Annotated in this window: 18 protein-coding genes; 2 read left to right on the top strand and 16 right to left on the bottom strand. The window is 36.5% G+C overall.

The genetic code is table 11. The features are described from left to right. Positions 1 to 159 precede the first annotated feature (159 nt). The gene (locus tag BR87_RS01750) at positions 160 to 3,387 is read right to left on the bottom strand and encodes a DEAD/DEAH box helicase (protein ID WP_035027955.1); all 3,228 of its coding nucleotides are present in this window, start codon (positions 3,385 to 3,387) and stop codon (positions 160 to 162) included. Positions 3,388 to 3,663: 276 nt separating this feature from the next. On the opposite strand from BR87_RS01750, the gene BR87_RS01745 reads away from it, so the two are divergent. After that, the gene (locus BR87_RS01745) at positions 3,664 to 4,284 is read left to right on the top strand and encodes a lysophospholipid acyltransferase family protein (RefSeq protein ID WP_035027952.1); all 621 of its coding nucleotides are present in this window, start codon (positions 3,664 to 3,666) and stop codon (positions 4,282 to 4,284) included. Positions 4,285 to 4,393: 109 nt separating this feature from the next. Here the strand turns inward: BR87_RS01745 and BR87_RS01740 are convergent, their stop codons facing one another. The 5 genes from BR87_RS01740 to BR87_RS01720 all read right to left on the bottom strand — a co-directional run bounded on the left by BR87_RS01740 (position 4,394) and on the right by BR87_RS01720 (position 10,898). Beyond that, positions 4,394 to 6,178: an ABC transporter ATP-binding protein gene (locus BR87_RS01740; protein WP_035027949.1), complete on the bottom strand. Its 1,785-nt coding sequence runs from the start codon at positions 6,176 to 6,178 to the stop codon at positions 4,394 to 4,396. After that, on the bottom strand, positions 6,178 to 7,929 hold the full coding sequence (locus BR87_RS01735; protein ID WP_035027946.1) for an ABC transporter ATP-binding protein: 1,752 nt from the start codon (positions 7,927 to 7,929) through the stop codon (positions 6,178 to 6,180). Before BR87_RS01735 ends, BR87_RS01740 begins: the two co-directional genes overlap by 1 nt. A gap of 109 nt (positions 7,930 to 8,038) precedes the next feature. Beyond that, entirely contained in the window at positions 8,039 to 8,275 is a 237-nt protein-coding gene (locus BR87_RS01730) for a YneF family protein (RefSeq protein ID WP_035027943.1), read from the bottom strand. A 271-nt stretch (positions 8,276 to 8,546) separates the two neighbouring features. Beyond that, entirely contained in the window at positions 8,547 to 10,541 is a 1,995-nt protein-coding gene (gene tkt, locus BR87_RS01725) for a transketolase (protein WP_035027939.1), read from the bottom strand. 117 nt (positions 10,542 to 10,658) lie between these two features. Continuing rightward, positions 10,659 to 10,898, bottom strand: a complete 240-nt coding sequence (locus tag BR87_RS01720; protein ID WP_035027935.1) for a DUF896 family protein — start codon at positions 10,896 to 10,898, stop codon at positions 10,659 to 10,661. A gap of 161 nt (positions 10,899 to 11,059) precedes the next feature. Between BR87_RS01720 and lexA the strand changes: the two genes are divergently transcribed. Then, a complete protein-coding gene (lexA, locus tag BR87_RS01715; RefSeq protein WP_035027932.1) occupies positions 11,060 to 11,683 on the top strand; it encodes a transcriptional repressor LexA in 624 nt (207 codons plus the stop codon). A 429-nt stretch (positions 11,684 to 12,112) separates the two neighbouring features. Here the strand turns inward: lexA and BR87_RS01705 are convergent, their stop codons facing one another. From BR87_RS01705 to BR87_RS01660, 10 genes are all read right to left on the bottom strand, one after another. Further along, complete coding sequence (locus BR87_RS01705; protein WP_035027926.1) at positions 12,113 to 12,625, bottom strand: adenine phosphoribosyltransferase; 513 nt, start codon at positions 12,623 to 12,625, stop codon at positions 12,113 to 12,115. A 23-nt stretch (positions 12,626 to 12,648) separates the two neighbouring features. Beyond that, on the bottom strand, positions 12,649 to 14,985 hold the full coding sequence (gene recJ / locus BR87_RS01700) for a single-stranded-DNA-specific exonuclease RecJ (RefSeq protein WP_035027923.1): 2,337 nt from the start codon (positions 14,983 to 14,985) through the stop codon (positions 12,649 to 12,651). Between the two features lie 164 nt (positions 14,986 to 15,149). After that, on the bottom strand, positions 15,150 to 16,016 hold the full coding sequence (locus BR87_RS01695) for a DegV family protein (RefSeq protein ID WP_035027920.1): 867 nt from the start codon (positions 16,014 to 16,016) through the stop codon (positions 15,150 to 15,152). Between the two features lie 18 nt (positions 16,017 to 16,034). Beyond that, positions 16,035 to 16,616, bottom strand: a complete 582-nt coding sequence (locus tag BR87_RS01690; protein ID WP_035032680.1) for a DUF1836 domain-containing protein — start codon at positions 16,614 to 16,616, stop codon at positions 16,035 to 16,037. 454 nt (positions 16,617 to 17,070) lie between these two features. Next, positions 17,071 to 17,478, bottom strand: coding sequence for a LapA family protein (locus BR87_RS01685; protein WP_035027917.1), 408 nt, complete (start codon positions 17,476 to 17,478; stop codon positions 17,071 to 17,073). 174 nt (positions 17,479 to 17,652) lie between these two features. Beyond that, complete coding sequence (locus BR87_RS01680) at positions 17,653 to 18,456, bottom strand: SDR family NAD(P)-dependent oxidoreductase (RefSeq protein ID WP_035027915.1); 804 nt, start codon at positions 18,454 to 18,456, stop codon at positions 17,653 to 17,655. 17 nt (positions 18,457 to 18,473) lie between these two features. Further along, positions 18,474 to 19,412: a ribonuclease Z gene (gene rnz / locus BR87_RS01675; protein ID WP_035027913.1), complete on the bottom strand. Its 939-nt coding sequence runs from the start codon at positions 19,410 to 19,412 to the stop codon at positions 18,474 to 18,476. Between the two features lie 162 nt (positions 19,413 to 19,574). Next, entirely contained in the window at positions 19,575 to 20,891 is a 1,317-nt protein-coding gene (gene obgE, locus BR87_RS01670; protein WP_035027911.1) for a GTPase ObgE, read from the bottom strand. A gap of 276 nt (positions 20,892 to 21,167) precedes the next feature. Beyond that, a complete protein-coding gene (locus tag BR87_RS01665; RefSeq protein WP_035027909.1) occupies positions 21,168 to 22,295 on the bottom strand; it encodes a DUF1648 domain-containing protein in 1,128 nt (375 codons plus the stop codon). Then, the gene (locus BR87_RS01660; RefSeq protein WP_211249962.1) at positions 22,292 to 22,678 is read right to left on the bottom strand and encodes a GntR family transcriptional regulator; all 387 of its coding nucleotides are present in this window, start codon (positions 22,676 to 22,678) and stop codon (positions 22,292 to 22,294) included. Before BR87_RS01660 ends, BR87_RS01665 begins: the two co-directional genes overlap by 4 nt. Positions 22,679 to 22,791: the final 113 nt, after the last annotated feature.

Raw genomic sequence — 22,791 nt, 5'->3', positions numbered from 1 at the left:
TTTTTGAAAGGGATATATCTTTTTTTTGAAAGGGATAAAATATAACCTGATCATTACAAAGGCTTTGGATAAGCACCGCTAGTCGGTCATTCAAGCATTAGTAGTAATTTCTACTCCAAATATGGCATCTGCTTTTTTGCTGCTTGCTGCTTAGTGAAGCTAGCTTCCAATGCTTAAGATTTCACGAATATCTGCTTCTGTTAATTGGGTCAAGGATTTTTGATCTCCGCCTTCAGCTGTTATCACTTGATCAAATAAGGCTTTCTTCTCTTGTTGCAGTGAATTGATCTTCTCCTCGATCGTTCCTTCTGCTATTAAACGCCAAACTTCAACGACTTTCTTCTGTCCTAAACGGTGAGCTCTACCGGCGGCTTGTTCTTCCACAGCTGGGTTCCACCATAAGTCATATAGAATCACGGTATCGGCACCCGTTAAGTTCAATCCTGTTCCTCCGGCTTTCAGCGAAATCAAGAAAATCTCTTTCTCGCCATCGTTGAAACGATTGACCATTTCCAATCGGTCTTTTGGCTTAGTTTGCCCGCTGATATAAAATGTATCTATTCCACTTTCAGCAAGCTCTTTTTCAATAATGGATAGCATGGAAGTGAATTGAGAAAAAATCAAGACACGTTTGCCGCTTTCTCTGGCTGTTTCCAATAATTCTTTTAATTGTTCTAATTTACCTGATTCTCCTTCATAGTCTTCAAGGAATAATCTTGGATCACAACAAATTTGACGCAACCTTGTTAAGCCGGATAAAATCTCTATCCGATTTTTTCTGAAATCTTCTCCTGACATGTTCTGAACGCTCTCTTGAATTCGTTGCAAGTAAGCCAAATACACTGTCTTTTGTTCTTTTGTCATCGAGCTATACAGATTTGTTTCTATTTTTTCAGGCAATTCTTTTAAAACATCTTTTTTGATTCGCCGCAATACAAATGGACGAATCATTTTTGAAATTTGTTCATAAGGCAATGTTTTAAATTGTTTGATACCCGGGAAAAATCCTGGCATGATCAACTGGAAAATTGCCCATAATTCTTCAATCTTATTTTCAATCGGTGTACCACTTAAAGCGAATCGTTTTTTTATATTTAATCCTCTTAATGCTTGTGCTGTCTTAGTATGGTAATTTTTAACCATTTGAGATTCATCTAACGTCAAGAGACTAAACCTTTGTTTTTTATAAATGTCTGCATCTTGTCTAAAACTAGGGTAAGACGTGATTAAAACTTGGTTTGATTGAGCAGCTTGAATCATAGCAGTTCTTTCTTCTGCTGTTCCGGTCACAACGAAACTTTCCATAGCAGGTGCGAATTTCATGATTTCGTAATGCCAGTTATACGTCAAGGAAGCAGGTGCAACGATTAGGAAAGGATCGTTTTTTCCATTTTCTTCAATCTCAGAAAGCATATATGCGATAACTTGAAGAGTTTTACCCAGTCCCATATCATCAGCTAAAATACCGCCGAAACCATACTTGGAAAGCATTTTTAACCATTTATACCCAGTAACTTGGTAAGGTCTTAGATCAGCTTGTAACCCTTTAGGAAGGACCGCGTCAAATTGATCTGGAAAATTCAAATCTTGAATCAAGTCTTGAAATTTTCTAGATAAAGTTTGTTTGTTCTTTTCTTCTAAGCCAAATTTTTCATGTAACTCTAATCCCCGATAACTTGGCAAGCTGATTTTTCCATTTTGAAAGTTCTTTGAAATACGCAGCTCATTCAACACATCGCTAATTTGTTTAAAATCATCTGTATCCAAATCGATCAAGGTCCCGTTATCTAATTTATGGAAAGATTTCTTTTCACTTAAACTTTTTAAGACCTTATCTACTTCTTCCGAAGTAATTCCGCCGATATCAAAGCGTATATCCAATAAAGAGCCATCATTTTGAATGTCAATATTTGTTTCAGGATCAATCTGGTCTAAAAACATGCTATCTAATAAATCATCTACATAAACCGTTGCATCAAGCTCCAGTATCGGTATTTCTTTGGTAAATAAAGTATAAAAGTCATCGTCACGCACCATTCGTTTTGCGTAAGACGTTTGAGTTCGATGGTAATTAAATTCTTTTAAGCGATTTAGTATCTGCATTTCTTTTTGGCTATCGCGTATAATTTGAACGCCTACATCAGGTAATTGATTCTCTTCAGGATTTGTAGATAAAACAAGTTGTTTATAATTAAATTCTACTGTTGCATGCACTGTATCTTTTTCATATTTAAAATAAATAGTCGTTTTTAGTGGTTCTTGAATAAAGGAATTTTTCAATTCCTCATCAATGGCTACTTCTCCTATTTTAGTCAGCATTGGCATGACATATGCAGTGAAATCCGGCATGTTTTGAGGAAGTATTTCTATGTCTTTCCCATCATACCGCTGTAAAAAGTAGAATAAAGGTTGACTAGCACGCAATTGTTCTTTTGAAGGTTGAAAAACAATGTTATCTGCAACAAACCATTGGTATTCTTCCAAGTAAACATCAACTAAATTCAAAGTATTTAAGGTAACCGTCCCTTTATTTTGAAATAACTCAAAAGAAACAGGAAGTTGGTTTTCAACAAAAACAATAGTTTTATATTTGTTTTTTCCATTTATAAATTGTAAATTTCCGCTCTCTTGCAACATTTGGACCGTTAACTCTGCCAAAATAGGCGCTAAAACCAAATACCGTTTGTTGTTTGTCAATAAAGTCGTTTCCTTCTGGTTGCCGCTGATTAATTGGTTAGAGTAGGCTTGCTTTTGAAGAAAATCCATAATATTTCTATCTGCTTCTGATAAGTGAATTTGCTTAAAATCAATGCTTTGATCAGCTTTTAATTCGAATATGCTTTTAGATAAATAACTGTCAAAAAAACCAGGTAAGTCTTTAACAATATAGAGTTTATCGATCCCTGCGCGAATGCTCAATGCAAAAACTTCACTTTTAGAACGAACAAGTGCTGTGCTCAATGGTTTCATTTCAATTTTGTATTCAAGTTCTAATGTTTGGTCTTTTTGAGAAGCCGAGAGCGATTCTCTGTGTTCATTTAGAAAGATGCGTGTAAATGACTCCGTTAATTCTTGTCCTGGACTTGGTGAATCTGCAGCAACTTCTTTTGCATTTTCCTCGGTCATTACCCGGCTGATTCCCCGGTCTCTCAATTCTAGTTCAACAGCTACTGTATGTTTACAATACCCATGTTCTTTCCAATAATTGCATTCACAAAAATCTTCTTCTTTAGTTGTACCGTCTAATTCAATACGATAAATTTCATTTCCCATAACTTCAGCAGTCCAAATTTTTTTCTCAAAAATTGAATTAAGTGAAAGAACTCGTTTGTCTGCCACATACTTTCTGCCCTCATCAATAACACGTTCTGGAATGCTCCATTTCATTCAACGTTCCCCTACTTTCATACATTTTGCCTTTTTCATCTTGATTTTATCTATCTCTTTATTGTACGCCATTCTTGAACAAAAAGAAAATTTTTTCATTTCTTTTCATAAACTCGCTTTTCTATCAATAATTAAACTCTTAATTTAATAAAAGACCTGCTAAAAATCTTTTTACCTAGATATTTTGAAAAATGCTTGCTAAAAAACTGGAACTCAATCATAATTATATCATTAATACTATCATTCAGTCAGCTGAATGCGAAAGGTTGAAAGCCATTGTTTTTTAGAACATTACGCAGTATAGTCAGGTTCCTTTTATTACTTTTAAACGGGAACGCACATTATCAGAATAGAGAAAAATTACCTAAAGAAGGTACGTTCATTCTCGTAGCTCCTCATAGGACATGGATCGATCCGCTTTACTTGGTCTTGGCAGCAAGTCCTCATGAATTTGCTTTTATGGCAAAAAAAGAACTATTCAAAAACCCGATTTTAGGCTGGATCATCCGGCATGCACATGCTTTCCCTGTTGATCGGGAAAATCCAGGACCGAGTGCTATCAAAACACCGGTAAAAATATTAAAACAAGGTCATTTAAATTTAGGTATTTTCCCAACAGGTACAAGACATTCTTCCGAACTTAAAGGAGGAGCTATTACCATTGCAAAACTAAGCGGAGTACCGATCGTCCCGGCTGTTTACCAAGGCCCCTTAACTCTTGCTAAACTAGTGACACGGAAACGTGTAACTGTACGTTTTGGCGATCCTATCGTTATTGACCGGAACACTAAATTGTCAAAAGATAAATTGAAAGAAATTGAAGGACAAATGCAACAAGCTTTTGATCAATTAGATCATGAAATCGATCCATCTTATACTTATAAAATCGAACCTTAAACTGTTCAAGAAAAAACTGCTCTCAAATTGAGGGCAGTTTTTCTGTTTAACAAGCTATAAAATCCATGGATTCCATCAACCAATCGAACAAGTACTGTTCAGTTTTTTTCTAATCCACTAGACCACTATTCTGCAGCCGGTACATTTCATGATAAACACCGTTTTTTTCAACTAATTCATCATGAGTTCCGCGTTCGATAATTTCACCGTGATCTAAAACTAAAATCATATCGGCATCGCGAATCGTGGATAATCGATGTGCAATTGCTAATGTCGTGCGGCCTTGGCGCATTCTGATAAGTCCTTCCTGAATTAAAGCTTCCGTTTCTGTATCAATATTAGCAGTTGCTTCATCCAGAATCAGGATTTTAGGGTCGGTTACGATCGTACTGGCAAATGAAATTAATTGTTTTTGCCCGCTAGAATAACTGGCCCCTCTTTCAATTACTTTTGAATCATACTGATCAGGTAATTGTTCAATAAAAGTATCCGCTTGAACAAATTGTGCCGCAGCTTCAATTTGACGATCAGAGATAGCTGGATTCTTCAAACGAATATTGTCTTTGATGGTTCCATAAAATAAGAAAGAGTCTTGTAAAACCAACCCCATTTTACTTCTCAACTCTTCAATAGGATATTTTTTTATCGAGATGCCATCAATTAAGATTTCTCCTTCAAAGAATTCATAAAACCGCATCATCACATTAATGATTGAGCTTTTCCCGCTCCCTGTATGTCCAACGAGTGCTACTGTTTCTCCAGGATGAGCAGTAAAAGTAATATTGTTCAACACTTTTTTCTTTCCATCATAAGAAAAGCTGACATTTTTGAATTCAATTTTTCCTTCTTTAACTTTCGCATGACTGTCTGCTGCTTGTTGCGGTGTTAGTTCTTGATTATCTAAAACCTTCAAAACTCTGCTGCTAGAGACAATCCCATCTTGAAAAATACTTAAGCTGTCCATCATCCGTACCATTGGATTGAAGAAGTTTCGTACATAAGATGTAAATGCATAAATAACTCCGACTCCTACTGCTCCATTAAGGGCATCATAACCAAAGAAACTCAATACTACAACCAGCGCGAGTGTATCCAATAAGTTAATAATCGGGCCAAGCAACAAAGCATTAGCCTTAACCATAGCATAACGAGAATCAAAGTAGGAGCTGTTGGTTTTTTCAAAATCTTTTTGCAGCCTTTTTTCTTGACGGAACTGTTGAATGATACTCATTCCTGAAATAGACTCAGCTAATTTTGTATTCAATACGCTAAGTTTTTCACGCATACTGCGGTAAATAGTTGAACTGTATTTTTGATAGTACCAGACAACCACTAAGAGTGCTGGAATAAACAACATGATCCACAGCGTAATTTTTAAATTTAAAAATGCCATCGCAACAAAAGAAGCTACCACTCCAAAAACACCTTGTAAAACAGTTAGGAAAACTTCCCAAAATTCTTTGATGGTTTCCGTATCGTTTGTTACACGCGTTACGATTGAACCCGCTGGTGTTTGATCATAAAATCTCATTCCCAACGTATGCAATTTCGAGAAAATTTTATTCCGAATATTCTCAATTGTTTTTTCTGATGCTAAATTAAATAAATATAAATTTAGATACCAAACAATGATTTTGATGAGGGTTACTCCAAAATAAGCTAGTGCAAAAAAAGCGATGATGCGGGTCGTGGCTGTCTGAGTCGCTAAATAATCGTCCATAAAGGTTTGTAAGATACGGGGCAGGATAACATTTGTTATAGCCAGCAACACCCCAAAGAATATTCCCATAAAAAACCGGCTTTTAAAAGGAGCGCCAAAAGAAAATATTCTTTTCACTACTTTAATTTGTTCTTTAAATGGAATGGACTGTGACCAATTTGTATTTTGTTCCATTAGTCTGTCCCTCCTTTGACATTTCGTTCTAATTGTTGTTTATCATACATTTCTTTGTACCAGCCATTAAGAGCAAGCAATTCCAGGTGAGTCCCTCGCTCAGTGATCTTACCATCTTCAACTACAATAATTTCATCTGCATGCAATACACTGCTAATACGGTGAGCAGCGATGATTGTTGTTTGTTCAGAACGTTCCTTTTTCAAAGCTGCTAAAATCGCTTCCTCTGTTTTGGCATCGACTGCTGAAAGTGCATCATCTAAAATTAATAGCTCAGGATTGATGATCAAAGCACGAGCTATGGCTAAACGTTGTTTTTGTCCGCCAGATAAAGAAACCCCTCGTTCACCTACTAAAGTATCGTAGCCTTGTTCCATCTCTAAAATATCTTCGTGAACAGCGGTCAGTCTGGCAACGTGTTCTACCATTGCTTGATCAAGGTCTTGGTCAGCAAAACGGATATTTTCTTTGATACTAGTTGAAAATAAAAATTGGTCTTGCGGCACATATCCAATATGCTGCAGCAAGGCATTTAATGAATAATCTCTAATATCATGGTCTCCATAAGTTATCTGACCTTTGTAGCGGTCATATTCTCGTAATAATAATTTAAATATCGTGGTTTTTCCTGAACCTGTTTTTCCAACTACTCCAAGTGTTTGACCACGTTTTAAATCAAAATGAATATTTTCTAAAACGGTCGTTGTCTTTTTAGGATAACAAAACTTTTCAATATTGTAGTGGATATCTCCTGTGATAGCCGTTTCAATGGCGTGAGGATTTTCAATGATCTTAGACTTTTCCTGTAAAATACGATCCACTCGGTCGTAACTCGCACTTCCGCGCTCTAAAATATTAAATAGTCGTCCAATAGCGAACATTGGCCAAACCAGCATCGCAATGTAGTTAATGAACGTCACAAAGTCTCCAATTGTAATTACATTTGTCATGACCATATGCCCGCCTAATGTGATGGTCAAAATATAAGAAATTCCAATAATAAAGGTCATTACAGGATCAAATAGCGAATCAATTTTATAAACTTTTCTATTTTCAACAACTACTTGAGCTGTTTTACTCTTAAATTCTTCAATGTCTTCGTTTTCTTGCCCAAAAGTTTTGATCACTTTCATTCCCGAGATGCTTTCTTGTGTTTTATCATTCATATGCGAAAAAGCGGCTTGAGCTCTGCGAAAACGTTCATGAAGCTTTGAACCTAGTATACGAGAGGCCAGTCCTAAAAAAGGCAGTGGAATCAACGCAATTAACGTTAAACGCCAATCTACTACGATCATCATCGCCACAACCGTTATTCCCCCTGTAATAATTGAATCTACAAAAGTTAAGATTCCTCCTCCTGCAACGTTTCGTATCGCATTTAAATCATTAGTCGCATGAGCCATCAAATCACCAGTACGGTATTTTTGAAAAAAGCTAGCGTCCATGGCCGTAAAATGATCAAATAATCTTTTCCTTAATATTCGTTCTAACTTAGCAGAAGTTCCCCATATATTCATTCGCCAGACATAACGAAAAAGATATTGTGTAACAGCTGTTACAGTTAAAATAATCAGCCATTGAATCAAGATGGCTTTTGTTAACGTCCCTTGCTTGATGTGGTCAATGACAATTCCCAAAATTCTCGGCGGCAGCAATTGTAGTAGCGAAACAAAAATCAAAAAACTGACTCCAGTAATATATGCCTTTTTTTCTTGTTTAAAGAACCAACCTAATTTTTTATAGACTCCCACTTTGTTTCTTCACCTACTTTTCGCTTAATTTGGTTATTTTTTTAAATAAAAAATGCAAACAGAAAAAATCTGCTCGCATGATTTACATAAGCGTAGCATTAATAGCTGCTTACTTCTTTTTATTCTTTTTTTCAGATTGGACTTTCATTGAAGCCATCATTTGTTTGATTTTCTTTTCAGATGGTTTTTGGCCCATTTGCATCATCAACATACGTAAAGTATCTTCATTAATTGGTGGGTTTTTTTGGAAGTAATCCATCATGTATTTTCTTGCCAAGAAAAATCCGGCAACTAAACCTGCTACTAATGCAAGAATAATTAAAAATATTGCTAAACCTGTATTCATTTCAATTCACTCCTTTCAAACTCTTTCCCTCGTTAATTGTACTAGACTTTTACTTAAAAATAAATAGCTAAACAACACTACAAAGAAAAAAGTAAAGGTTTTACTGAAATTATTGGTTTATAATAAGAAAAATGGGACAAGCTCGACCCGATTCGAAAACAATTCAGACATGCTCTCTAAGTCGCCTTGCCTTGTAAGGGTGCTCTACTTTATAAAATAGCCATGTGAATTGCGAAAAACACCAATCCACATGGCTAAATGCTAGAAAATTCTATAATGTGTTGTAAACTGCTACAACATTCTCAACTGTAAACCCGTAATTTTCAATAACAGTATTCCCTGGAGCACTTGCACCATATTTGTCAATGGCTACTGTTGCGCCATCAAGGCCGACATAGCGTTCCCAACCAAAGCTAGCTCCCATCTCAATGGAAACCCGTTTGCGGACAGCACGTGGCAAGACAGATTCTTGATAAGCAGCGTCTTGTTTTTCAAACAAATCAAAACTTGGCATAGAAACAACAGATACATCTTTTCCGTCTGCTTTTAATGCTTTTTGAGCTTCCAACGCTAAGGCTACTTCCGATCCAGTCGCAATCAAAATCCCTTCTGGTGTTTCACCGGATTGAGGAGAAAGGACATAAGCTCCTTTAGCCACATTCTCTTGCGCTAGTTCTTGTGTTTTAGGCAAAACAGGTAAGTTTTGACGAGACAACACCAACATAGTCGGATGATCAGTTGAAGTAACAGCGATCTTCCAAGCGGCTACTACTTCATTTCCATCTGCCGGACGCAAGACGGTTAAATTCGGCATACTGCGTAAACTAGATAAATGTTCAACGGGTTCATGCGTTGGCCCATCTTCCCCAACGGCTACAGAATCGTGTGTAAAGACATAAGTTACAGGCAATTTTGAAATAGCGGCCAAGCGGATAGCAGCTCTTAAATAGTCAGTAAAGACAAAGAACGTACCTACATATGTTTTTGTTCCTCCATGTAACGTAATGCCATTTGCTGCAGCTGTCATCGCAAATTCACGTACGCCATACCAAATATTGCGTCCTTCATATTGTCCAGGCTGGAAGTCTTTTTCACCAGACACCATGGTGTTGTTTGAAGAAGATAAGTCGGCTGAACCGCCCCAGAAAGAAGGAACTTTTTTAGAAATTGCTGACAACGTTTGACTACTTGTTACACGGGAAGCTAACGCATCATCTTCTACTGAAAAAGTTGGTAATTCGCTATCCCAGTCTTCTGGCAGTTCATTCTTCATAGCTTGCTCAAATTGAGCAGCTAGTTCAGGATAATCTTTACGATATTCTTCAAAAGCAGCGTGCCATTTTTCTTCAGCATCCGTTCCTTTATCGACCATTGTTTCTTTAAAGCGGTCAGCCACTTCTGAAGGAACAAAGAAATCTTCGCCTTCCCAGCCATAAGCTTTTTTCGCAGCTTCAATTCCTTCTGGTCCTAAAGGAGCCCCATGAACTTTATGCGATCCAGCATTTGGTGAACCAAAACCAATGACTGTTTTAACTTCGATTAAGGTTGGTTTAGTTGTTTCTGCCTTGGCGGTTTCAATTGCTGCATTGATTTCATCAAGATCGTTTCCGTCTTTCACCAAAATATACTGCCAGTCATAAGCTTCGAACCGTTGCCCTACATTCTCAGTAAAGGCTTTTGACGTTGGTCCGTCTAAAGAAATGTCATTTGAATCATACAACATAATCAATTTGCCTAAACCTAAATGACCAGCTAAACTAGCAGCTTCAGCCGAAACCCCTTCCATTAAATCGCCATCGCCACACAAAGCATACGTATAATGATCTACAATAGTATGGCTTTCTTTATTATAAGACGCAGCCAAATGGGCTTCAGCCATAGCCATTCCTACCGCATTTGCAATTCCTTGTCCTAAAGGACCGGTTGTTGCTTCGACTCCATCTGTATAGTGAACCTCGGGATGTCCAGGAGTTTTACTGTCCCATTGACGGAAGCTTTTTAGATCTTCAATAGAAACTTGGTAGCCTGCTAGATGCAGTAAGCTGTATAACATCATTGATCCATGCCCGGCTGAAAGAACAAATCGATCACGATCGACCCATTTTGAATTTTTAGGGTTCACTTTTAAGTGTTGAGTCCAAAGGGTATAAGCCATTGGCGCTGCTCCCATTGGCAATCCAGGGTGGCCCGAATTGGCTTTTTGTACTCCATCTATACTTAGTGTTCTAATCGTATTTACCGCTAGTTGGTCCGTATTGTCAAACAATTAAATCATCCTTTCAATTGTGTTACCTCTAGTTTACTGTTTTATCGCTATCGAAGCAACGACTGAATACAATAATTTGAAAATATTTTTGATTGTATCCAGCAGTCTAAATTGCTTTTAGCGATTATGAAAGCCTTTTTCTTTTTGAATCTTTTTCAACTTATCAGGGGTTACATCATTACCAGTCTCATCAACGACTTTTAAACCTTCGATATGGTTGCGCATGCCTCCACGAAAAGCTGCTAAATAGGCTTCACGTAATTTTTTTTGTTCTGTTTGTTCAGAAAGACTCAAACCTTCATTTTTAGATTTTCTTGCTAATTCATTAATTCTTTCTAGTTGATCTTTAGGCAACATTTTACTCACTCCATTTTTTTATTCTTTCACTACTATACCAAAAAAAATAAGGAAATACATTAAATTAGTTTGCAAAATAGCGAACATTTGTTTGATTGTCATATAATTTTATGGTATTCTGTCAATGAGTATACAATCTAAGAAATGAGGTGCGATTATTTATGCGTAAGACTCCTGAATCTAGACAGATGGAAGTATTACATTATATTCATGAACAAGTGCAGTTAAAGGGTTACCCGCCGACTGTGCGTGAAATTGGAACAGCCGTTTCTTTGTCTTCTACATCAACTGTCCATGGTCATTTAGCAAGATTAGAAAAAAATGGGTACATTCAACGTGACCCAAGCAAACCGCGTGCGATTGAGTTAACAGCTACTGGTTTGTCAAAACTAGGTATTCAATTGGAACACATTCCTTTACTGGGTACTGTCACAGCTGGCGAACCTATCTTAGCAGTAGAAGAAGCAACAGATTATTTCCCGCTTCCTCCTAACTTAAAACAAGAAAGCGAAGCTCTCTTTATGCTGACTATTCGCGGTGAAAGTATGATCAATGCTGGGATATTCGACGGCGATGAAGTGATTGTCCGTAAACAATCAAGTGCAAATAACGGTGACATTATTATTGCTTTAACTAATGAAGATGAAGCCACTTGCAAAAGATTTTATCGAGAAAGTAATTACTATCGGTTACAACCAGAAAACGATACAATGGATGCTATTATTTTAGATGAAGTAACCGTCCTTGGAAAAGTTGTCGGCCTTTATCGAAGCCATATTTTTTAAACACAAACAATTTAGAGCAACTAACGTAGCTAAAGTTGCTACAGGCATGATAAAGTGGATATCGAGTCTGCCGTTTGGAACATATTTAATAAAAATTATTAAGAAATGGAAAAGAGGTCGGCCCTTTGGGTCAACCTCTTTTTGTTTATTGGTTCTTTATCGAATTGTGTTGGTCATGCTTAATAATGAAATTTCCTCCGGAATTTACGCGTCTGCTTGCATGAGCCATGGGAACGACTGGAGCCTTACATGTCACCAGCCTTTCAAGCCTCAAACGAAGCCTAACCGCTTCGTAATTCGCATTGAATCCTTTACATGGCTGCAAGGAGCCGCTATTCCTCCGTAAATTTCAAGTTGTGGAATAGACTCATTCTTCTTACCAACACTAAAAATAATAGAACCTGTTTATTTATTTGTTAAAGAAAAAAATCAATATTCCATTAAAGCTAAAATATCGTAGTCTTTAATTTTATCGCGGCCTTTTAATTCACTTAATTCAACAAGGAAAGCTGTCCCTACAACTTCTCCACCTAATTGTTCGATTAATTTGATGGTTGCTGCAATGGTGCCGCCTGTGGCTAAAAGATCATCACAAACTAAAACTTTTTGGCCAGGTTTAATGGCATCTTTATGAATTTGTAGAATATCATTGCCGTATTCTAGACCATAGTTAACTTCAACCGTTTCACGCGGAAGTTTCCCTTTTTTTCTTGCAGGAGCAAAACCGATACCTAATTCATAAGCTACAGGACAACCAACGATAAAACCGCGAGCTTCCGGTCCAACAATCATGTCTACCTCTTTATTTTTTGCATACTGAACAATTTCATTTGTTGCATAACGATAAGCTTCCCCATCTGCCATCAAGGGTGAAATGTCACGAAAAATAATACCTTCTTCTGGGAAATCCGGTACGTCTGCAATATATTCTTTTAAATCCATTGAATCTTTTCCTCCATTCAATTTTACAGTTCTTTTTTCAGCTGAGCCTTTAGCCAGCTTTCCAGTTCTGTAAAGTGACTGTAAATAAGGGCTTCTTCAGCTTCTATTTTTCTCAGTCGTTTTTGATATTTATCTGTTTTTGTTAATTCTCTTTTTTCGGTATTTTGAACTATGTTCATAACACCGTCTTTTATTGTAACAAATCCTACTTCAAAAAACACTGAAATCATGAAAATTAACAAGTTTTCTTTTATTTTTAAAAAGTCGGCTAATAAATTTAATTGTTGTCGTACATTGATATTCACATGTGTCGTTATAAATTTATATACTTTAGTGAATTGATCACGAGTTGGCATTCCTTCTAAATAAGCATTCTCTTGACTAAAAAAACAAACAGTAATTTTTTCTGGACGACAATTTTGTAGTAAACGGCTTAACCAAGCTAAATCTGGAGGACAATCTACTAAAATAAGATGCGCTGTCTGCATCTTAAATCCTTCAGTTGCAGAAAAATCGGTAATTAACTGGGCAGAGCTAGCTTCAGCCAGTTTTTCTACATTTGCTTCGTAATTTTTTTTGTCAAAAAAAACATAATCAGCCGAAGCTAGTTTCCAAATAGTTGGAGAGATTTGGGTACTTCTTAAATCGAAGACTTGCATCCCTTCAATAGCTAAGTCTTCTATCATTAACTGAGGTTTGCGTAACCCATTCCATTCGTTGATGCTTAACTTTCCTACCAAAGTCAGTTCTGCATCTATTCCTATTTCCTCAGCAACTGATCCAAACTGAAAACCAATTACATCTAAGGAAGTTTCATCATTGACTAACTTTAATTTTAAATGAGCTTGGTCGCTGCCAATTCTTCTAACATCCTGAGCTTTAGCTTTTTCTAAAATAAAAGTCGGCTTTAAATTATCTGTTCCAAATGGCGCAAGTTGTTGAATCTCTTCAATAGCTTCAAGAGTAATCTCGGTTAACTTTAACTGCTCATCAATAACTATTTCCTCAGCTAATTGATCTTCCAAGCCGCTTTGCACTAAAAAGGCATTAAGTTCGGTTTGAATCGTCGGAATATTTTCGATAGGCACAGTTAATCCAGCTGCCATATGGTGACCGCCGAAAGTCGTAGTTAAATGCGCGACATCTTCCAAAGCATGGTAAAGATGGTAAGCAGCGACGCTACGGCCTGAACCCTTTGCTGACCCTTTCTCTTTGTCTATATTAAGAACAATAGCAGGTTTGCCCGTTTTCCCTACGACTTTACTTGCAACGATACCTAAAACACCTTCATGCCAACCTTCTTTCGCTAAAACATATACATGAGGATTGCTATCGTTTTTTTCAATCATATTAAAAGCTTCTGCTGTAATGGAAGCTACAATGGTTTGCCGTTCACTATTTTTTTCATTAATCTGTTTAGCTAATGTAACAGCTTCCTCTTCATCAAATGTCGTTAGTAGTTCTACCGCAGGAGCAGCATCACCTAAACGTCCTATCGCATTTAAACGGGGAGCCAATATAAACCCAATTGTTTCTTCGTCTATTTCTGATTGTTTCACGCCAGCAACCTTACAAAGGGCCGCTATTCCGATTCTTTGAGAATCTTTCAAAACAGCTAAACCTTGTAGAACCAATGCTCGGTTTTCTCCTGTTAGCGATACTAAATCTGCTATGGTTCCTATAGCTACCAAATCTAGTAACTCAAAAGGCATTTCGCCTAGTAACGCAGTAGCTAACTTAAAAGCTACTCCGACTCCTGCTAATTCGCCAAAGGGATAATTCCCTTCTGGGTGACGTGGATGAATTAAAGCATAAGCGGCTGGCAACTCTGCTGGTACTTCATGATGATCGGTTACAATAACGTCTACTCCTAATTCATTTGCTCGGGCAATGGCTTCATGACCTGAAATACCATTGTCACAAGTGAGAATTAGTGCTGTGCCTGATGAAATTAAGTTTTCAAATGCTTGAACATTTGGACCATAGCCATCATCAAACCGATTGGGAATGTAAAAATCTACTTCTCCTCCAATCATTTCTATGGTTTCTTTTAGTACAGCGGTACTGGTAACACCATCCGAATCGTAATCTCCATATACAGTGATTCGTTCGCCATTTTCAATAGCTTCCATAATCCGTGAAACAGCTTTATCCATATCCTTCAACATAAAAGGATCGTGAATCCATGTTTCATCAGGTTGCAAAAATTGTTGGATTTCTTCTGCGGTTTCCAGTCCTTTTTGCAGACACAGAGAAAGAAACAACGATGTATAAGCAGATTCTGGATCTAGTTCTTGTCTCTTTACTTCACTTAACGGCAATTCTTCTTTTACTTTCCATTTTGTATGTGTTTTTAACAAACGACTTCACTCCTAACTTTTACATTATAACAAATAAACACTAAAAAAGGTTGATTCATAAATTAAAGGCTGGAATAAAGTGGTCATCTCACTTTATTCCAGCCTTAGTTAGCTATTGTTTAAGTATTTATTGTTTGAGCAGACCTAAAAGGACTTTCTCCTTATTAAGGCTCTAAGATGCTTATACCAATTCCGATCAAACCAGGACCAGTATGGACACCCAATGCCGGGCTCACTTCCCCTTCAAATGTGTGTTCAAAATGCGGTAGTTGTTTCTGAAGTTCTGCACGGATCTCTTGCACTTGAGCTTTGGCCGTCTTACCTCCATAAGCAATCGCTAAATTATACTTTTTAGCATTCCCTGCAAATTCCTTGGCTAAATCAATGGCTTTTTGCACACTTTTTTTACTCCCGCGAATTTTTGCAACTGTATCATAAACCCCATCCTCATTACAGGTAATAATCGGTTTTAAATTCAACATATTCCCTAAAATAGAAGCCACTAAACCAATACGTCCACCTTTTTGCAAGTATTCTAATGTGGGTACATGAAAAAACACTTTAGATTTTTTCACATCTTCAAGTAATTTATCTTTGATGGTTTCCCACTTTAGACCATTTTCGACATAGTTATAAGCTTGAACAGCAATTAAGCCACTGCCTATTCCAATATTTTTCGAATCAACTGTAAAAATATCCATATCTTTAAAATTTTCAGCTACAAGACGAACCATATTATTTGTACCGCTTAATCCACTTGAAATAGTCACACAAATAACTTTTTTAAATCCTTCTGCTTGAATTTGTGCTAAAATTTCGCTAATCACTTCTCCACTCGGAAGAGAAGTCTTAGGAATTTCTTCATTAAGACGATCATAAACATCTTGTGCAGTAATATCTACATTGTCCGTATATTCTTCATCTTGATAAATAACTTTTAATGGAATAACTTTCATGTTTCCTAATGCAATATACTCTTCAGGTACATTAGAACCAGAATCCACAAGAAACGCAACTTTTTCTTCAGTCATATTCTTTACCTCGCAATTTTATTTTTTCGATTTACCATCTTTTTTATTTCTTACCTTTTCTTCTCCAATCAGTGCTAACGTTTTTTCTGTAACAATTTTTGTTGCTACTGCAATCGTTGCAGTTCGCACAACTAAATTGTTCATGTCAGTGTCATTTGGCAACAATGGCAACGGAGAAGGTTCTTTCTTTTCAAGATGAGACCCAATGGCTACTAATGCGGCTTCTTGTTCTGTACAAAATAAATCATATGCCCCACGAATTCCACTGATAGAAGCTTGATAAACGAGGCCTTCTTTAACTTCTGGGATGGTTAACACTTGTTTTAAAACGGATATAGCAATCAAATAAGCTAAATGCTTTTTTTTATACCTTTTTTTTACAGGTGGAGGAATTAAATCCAGTTTCACATAGTTGTTTATCATTGAAGCTGTAATAATCTTTTTCTGTTTACTTGGATTAAAAACAAAGAGGTATTTATCAATTAAAGTCAAAACTTGATCCATATAAAGATCAAAGTCAGGCAATTCTTCCCAGCGCGGGAAATGAAACTGAGTAATCTCTTGTGTCCACTCAATAAGCTCTTCTTCTATTTTATTCACTATCTCACCTGTTTCATTTTCTATGATTAATTGTATTTTACCATTAATTCCAAAACTAGACAAACTAGTTTTGGAAACTAGTTAACATTTACAAGTATCTCTCTCCCTTAAAAGTAACCGTATACATAGTAACACGATAAATTAGTCGCTTGCAAGAGCCATGGGAACGACTGGATCATTTCGTGTCTCCAGCCTTTCAAGCCTTGTCATGGCTGTTACTGCTTTAGCAGTTTTATAGACATGATACACTTGGGCTCATGCTTACAGTGCTACTTTGAATCCTTTACATGGCTGCAAGCAGCCGCTATTCCTCCAAAAACTTCAAGATTGTGGGATAGATTCATTTTTCTTACCAATGCCAAAAAATAATAGAACCAAAAAATGTAAGAAACTTCCGCTAACGGATTTTTCTTACATTCTTACTCATTAGAAGCAATCAGCAACTGATTTTATATTATAAAGTCGGCGGTGTAGGTGTTTTAGACGTCATTCGTTCAACCAACTCTTTTTCTAAACTATCAATTTTATTTGCTTGTTCAATTATTTTTTCATCTTTTTCAGTTATCTTATGTTCGTATTCTTCTCTTACTTGTTTCAACTCTTGTTGTTTTGTTTCTTCTGCATTTGACAAATCGGATTCATAATTTTTAATTTTTTTCTTTGTTCTATACGCTGTACTCGTTGCAATCAAAACCGTAATCAACGCTCCAATAAACAAAGAACCTAAAATCACCATAATTAATGGCCATGTAACTAAAGCAAAACCGAAATTAACTGGCACGTCTGCTACATTTAAGACGGCAAATAATGCAATTAATAACACCAATATGATGGCTAAAACTGTTCCCCACTGTTTTTTCATCGTTCCTTCCCCCTTCTAACTAAGTAAAGCGGACAAACCTGCTTGCCCTTCTTAAAAATAGAGAGTACGACTTGGGGAGCAACGCTCCTTTCGTCTAATACCCAACTCTATAAAAAACTAACTTCTCAATTTATATTTTAGCATAGTACAGGTTATTCTCCCTAAGAAAAAGCTTTATTTGTTATTGAAAAAGGTTAAAGCTAAAAAATCACCAGTTCTTGGGAATAAAGAATACAATTTACCCGCAACTTCCATTAGATAAGGCAAATTCAGCTCTCTTTTGGATGTGCCAATCAATTCTACGATACGGTTAGCAACCATAACTGGATTTAAGACCATGCGGCCTACTTTTTCTAAATAATTGCCGCTCTCATCCGCGATATCAAAAAAGTTCGTTTCGATTGGACCAGGATTAACAGTTGTCACATAAATGTTTAAAGGCTTCAATTCTAAGCGCAGCGCATTTGAGTAACCCATTACTGCAAATTTTGTAGCAGAATAGATAGTTGATTTTGGTGTGGCTATTTTTCCAGCTTGTGAAGCAATATTAATAATGTGTCCTTGTTTTCTCTCTGCCATTTGGATAGCAACCAATTGTGTAACGTACATCATACCCAGCACATTGACTCTAAACATTTTTTCAGCAAGCGCCATATCAAAAGTTAACGCTTCTTCAAAATGACCAAATCCTGCATTATTGATTAAAACATCGATTTTTCCTACTTGCTGGTATACATCTTCAATTACTTTTTGAATGGCTTCAGGATCAGATACATCCATTGCATATGCATAAGCTTCTTTCCCAGACAAAGCAGCACACTTTTTTTTAACTTCTAAAAGTAGATCCATTCTGCGTGCACTAACTACTACAACTGCACCTTGTTTAGCAGCTGCATATGCAATTTGTTCGCCTAATCCAGTTGAACCACCTGTAATAAAAATAATCTGATCTGTTAATCGTTCTTGTTTATTTTTCATCTGTCTTTTTCCCTTCTTTAATGGGTTTCTTTTTGTAGCGGAATATTAACCTCTTCAAAATCTTTTACGATATGTGTATGTTTAAAGGTTTTTTGTGCTTCTTGTTCTAATGCATAAGCGTCTTTTCCTAAATAACGGGCACTGATATGCGTTAATAATAACCGCTTAGCTCCTGATTCTAAAGCAACTTCTGCTGCATCACGATTCGTAGAATGGTTATAGTCACGAGCCATTTTTTGTTCCGATCCTTCAAAAGTACTTTCATGAACAAGCACATCAGCATCTTTAGCCAAGATTACACTGTTTGCAGTCTTTTTGGTATCGCCAAGAATTGTGACAATCCGGCCTTTTTGGGTCGCGCCAATAAAATCTTTTCCATTAAAAGTGCGGCCGTCCGGCAGAGTAATTGTTTCTCCTTGTTTTAATTTCCCATATAGCGGACCAAATGGTACACCTACTTCTTTTAGCTTTTCAACTTGCAAACTTCCTTGATGATCCGCTTCTTGGATCCGATAGCCAAAAGATTGAATACCATGTTCAAGAGGAAGACAAGAAACTTTAAATTGTGTGTCTTCAAAAAGAATACCAGGTTCATTAATTTCATGAAACTTCAAAGAGTATTTTAAATACGTACCAGAAACCTTTAAACTGGTCAAAACAAACTGTTTGATTCCTTTTGGTCCATATATCGTTAAAGGTCCTTCTCCTCCTTGAAATGAACGGCTGCTGATTAATCCTGGCAAGCCAAAAATATGATCGCCATGAAGATGGGTAATAAAAATTTTATCGATTTTCCGCGGTTTTAAAGTGGTATGGAGGATTTGCTGTTGTGTTGCTTCACCACAATCAAATAGCCAAACGCTGTTTCTTTCATCCAATAATTTTAATGCAATGCTTGTGACATTGCGGTGTTTTGCCGGAACTCCTGCACCTGTTCCTAAAAATAATAATTCCATTTTATCCGATCCTAACTCTATAGATTTTTATCACTCGTTAACAGCAAGTAGAAACTCCTCTTTAGTTTAACAAAATTGCGTTAATATAGCGATAAGCACTTCCCGAAAAAAAGAAACCACATGAGCAAATGTCAAGTGGCTTCCTTTCAATTCCAACAGCTCTTATTCAACAAATTCAAATTCATATTTCAAAATACGAACTGTATCTCCGTCTACTGCTCCGCGTTCACGTAGTTCTTCATCAATTCCCATTGCTCTTAATTGACGAGCAAAACGACGAATGGACTCATCGTGATCAAAATTAGTCATTTTAAATAATTTTTCTAGTTTGTCGCCTGAGATCACCCAAGTTGCATCAGGATCTCTTGTAATTTTATAGCCTTTATCTTCAGCAGTGTGTTTGTATAACACAACTTCTTCTTGTTCTTGTTCCAACTCTTCCAAGTGGAATTCAGAAGTAGTCTCTAGCACATCAGCCGTTGCATTTAATAAATTATTGATACCTTTATGTGAAATCGCTGAAATAGGAAAAATTTGAATATCATCCTCATATTCATCTTCTTTCAAAGACTGAAGTTTCTTTTTAAAAGCTTTCAGATTTTCTTCCGCTTCAGGCATGTCCATCTTATTAGCAACAATCAGCTGAGGCCGTTCTAATAAACGCAAGTCATAGCTTTCAAGTTCTTTATTGATTGTTACATAATCTTCGTATGGGTCTCTGCCTTCACTGCCGCTCATATCAATCACATGCAAAATCACACGTGTGCGCTCAATATGTCTCAAAAATTGAATACCAAGACCCACTCCTTGTGATGCACCTTCAATCAGTCCAGGCAAGTCAGCCATCACAAAACTTTTTCCTTGAGTTGTTTGAACCATTCCTAAATTAGGAACCAGAGTAGTAAAATGATAGGCTCCGATTTTAGGACGTGCTGCAGAAACAATTGAAAGCAAAGTAGATTTTCCAACTGACGGAAAACCAACTAACCCGACATCTGCTAGAACTTTCAATTCTAATTCTAGATTCCGTTCTTCACCGGGTTCACCGTTTTCTGCCACTTCAGGAGCTGGATTTCTTGGAGTAGCAAAACGAATATTGCCTCGTCCGCCTCGTCCGCCTTTTGCCACTGTCAAGCGTTGTCCTTCATGAATTAAGTCCCCTAAAACAATTCCTGTATCCACATCTCTTACAACAGTTCCAGGCGGGACTTTGATGAATGTATCTCCAGCTCCTCTGCCGTGCATACTTTTACTCATTCCATGTTCTCCATCTTCGCCTTTATAATGACGATTAAAACGAAAATCCATTAAAGTTCGTAATCCTTCATCAACAATAAAAATTAAACTTCCGCCTTTTCCGCCATCTCCACCAGCCGGTCCGCCATCTGGAACATATTTTTCGCGCCTGAAAGCTACCATGCCGTTACCGCCATTGCCAGCTTTTACGCTAATTGTTACTTGATCTAAAAACATTGACATTATTGATTTCCTCCTCATTTTTTACAGTTATGAGAGTTTTATTTTGATTTTTTTTGGGTTACTCTTTAGATGATGCAGCGAGAATTCTTATTGTTACATTTGTTCCAAGATGTAAACAAGTATATTTTCCGTCACGTATTACCTAAAAAATGAGGTAATGTTCAGTATACCCCATTCTAATCCATTACCTATTGTACGGATATTTTCTTACTTTGTCCATTTAAACCTGAATAAGGATGAAGGGTTTTTTCTTAAGCTTCTTAAGTGAACAAGAGTTTATTTAGAAAACCATGTTAGAATGGCTATCAATAAGAAAATTCCTCCGATAGTTGCCCAACTTTGCCATCGAGCAAAATTGATTGTTATTCCAATTCCAAACTTTTTTTCTATCCAAATTGAAGGATCATCAGAATTATAATAAAAAATCCCTAACTTCCAATACCGGTCTTCATTATAACGACGTGCTGACTTAGTTTTTTCTTCTGGGATATCATGTATTTTTAACCGTTCTCCGCCTTGCCCATATTTCAAAGATAGAACAACAGTATAGCCTAAAACAAAGAGCGTATAGCAAATAGTTAGGTAGATAAACCACTTAATAGGCACTTTGCTGAACAGCACAGTAGCAAATTGAAGTGCACTTAGCAATAACTGGGTTAAAATAGAAACGAGTAAAGAAAAACGAGACCAAGCTTGGCGAAAGAGACGATTTTTTAAATTAGAAATAGAGGGATTTTTAGGATCTAAAGCTTGTTTTGCTTTTTTAACTGAATAATTGCTTATTACAAAAATAAGAGTCATTATCAACTGAATCCCCAATAAACCAAAAACAGTTTTAACGGATTTAGTTGCAAACCGGTCTGGCTCGAAATTCATTCCCCAATGAATGGGGAAAACAGCAGGAATCCGTTGGTAATTTAACCAAGTAATGAGTGCTGTTCCGCCAATAATTATCAAGTTACTAAAGACAATAATCGCATTTGGGATCAATAGTCCGTTTTTTCGAGAATTTAAATCTACTACAATTTCTTGCGAACTCCCGCTTTCTTTTGGCAATTGCCTTTTCCAGGCCTGCACTTTTTTATGGATCACTAAATAAGATGAACTAGCAATCACTAAGATCAATAGTATCCCTATAGTACTATAAATACCTAGTTGCATCTCTGCTTGTGCTGTATTTTTAATATGAGAAAAAACAAAGAAAGGAATTGTAAAAAGGATACTGCTTGTAATAGTAATTAAGAAATACTGTTTCATCCATTTTTTTAATTGCTCGTCTTCTTCATAGGTTTCAGGTATGCTGACACCAAATTGACTACTTTTTCGCCCCATAAACGGAGTCAATCCCATTATAATTCCGACTACCAAAAATAGAATAACCATAAATCCTACAAATAAGATCATTTTTCTTCTCTCCTTTGTATCTCCGCATTGATTGATTCACGTATGACGTTTACTTCTTTTTCGGATAATTGATAAATAGCAGCATCGATCATCAATTCTGTTAATTTGAGTTTAAATCCCTCTTGATACGTGTCACTCATATTCATCTGTTCACGCTCTCTTACTTGAAAGCCTTTTTTATGGTTTGTTAAAACTTTTTCATCCACTAATTGCAAATAGGCTTTATTGACTGTATGCATATTTACGCCAATATCGCCAGCTAAACTACGGACACTTGGCAACATTTCACCTGGAATCAGTTCCTTTTTTAAGATCCCAATTTTTATTTGATAAACTAATTGTACATATATCGGTGTATCACTTTCTGGCTTAATATGAATCATCACGTTAAAAACTCCTTTACAAAAATCTAATGGTTGTTCTATAACAATTATAACAAGTAAATTTTAAAACACAAGAACGGAAACCGCTTAATAATATTGATTGTTTTTGAGCG

Origin of the sequence: Carnobacterium mobile DSM 4848 (genome assembly GCF_000744825.1) — a bacterium.
Lineage (GTDB): Bacteria > Bacillota > Bacilli > Lactobacillales > Carnobacteriaceae > Carnobacterium_A > Carnobacterium_A mobile.
Note: the sequence above shows the minus strand (reverse complement) of the source record. Positions and strands in the feature narration are given on the sequence as shown.

Bases quoted from the DNA above. Each gene is read 5' to 3' on its own strand.
- BR87_RS01730 (WP_035027943.1), bottom strand. From the start codon at position 8,275: ATGAATACAGGTTTAGCAATATTTTTAATTATTCTTGCATTAGTAGCA.
- BR87_RS01740 (WP_035027949.1), bottom strand. From the start codon at position 6,178: ATGGAACAAAATACAAATTGGTCACAGTCCATTCCATTTAAAGAACAA.
- BR87_RS01685 (WP_035027917.1), bottom strand. From the start codon at position 17,478: ATGAAAAAACAGTGGGGAACAGTTTTAGCCATCATATTGGTGTTATTA.
- BR87_RS01680 (WP_035027915.1), bottom strand. From the start codon at position 18,456: ATGAAAAATAAACAAGAACGATTAACAGATCAGATTATTTTTATTACA.
- rnz (WP_035027913.1), bottom strand. From the start codon at position 19,412: ATGGAATTATTATTTTTAGGAACAGGTGCAGGAGTTCCGGCAAAACAC.
- BR87_RS01720 (WP_035027935.1), bottom strand. From the start codon at position 10,898: ATGTTGCCTAAAGATCAACTAGAAAGAATTAATGAATTAGCAAGAAAA.
- lexA (WP_035027932.1), top strand. From the start codon at position 11,060: ATGCGTAAGACTCCTGAATCTAGACAGATGGAAGTATTACATTATATT.
- BR87_RS01750 (WP_035027955.1), bottom strand. From the start codon at position 3,387: ATGAAATGGAGCATTCCAGAACGTGTTATTGATGAGGGCAGAAAGTAT.
- obgE (WP_035027911.1), bottom strand. From the start codon at position 20,891: ATGTCAATGTTTTTAGATCAAGTAACAATTAGCGTAAAAGCTGGCAAT.
- BR87_RS01695 (WP_035027920.1), bottom strand. From the start codon at position 16,016: ATGACTGAAGAAAAAGTTGCGTTTCTTGTGGATTCTGGTTCTAATGTA.
- BR87_RS01705 (WP_035027926.1), bottom strand. From the start codon at position 12,625: ATGGATTTAAAAGAATATATTGCAGACGTACCGGATTTCCCAGAAGAA.
- BR87_RS01665 (WP_035027909.1), bottom strand. From the start codon at position 22,295: ATGATCTTATTTGTAGGATTTATGGTTATTCTATTTTTGGTAGTCGGA.
- BR87_RS01660 (WP_211249962.1), bottom strand. From the start codon at position 22,678: ATGATTCATATTAAGCCAGAAAGTGATACACCGATATATGTACAATTA.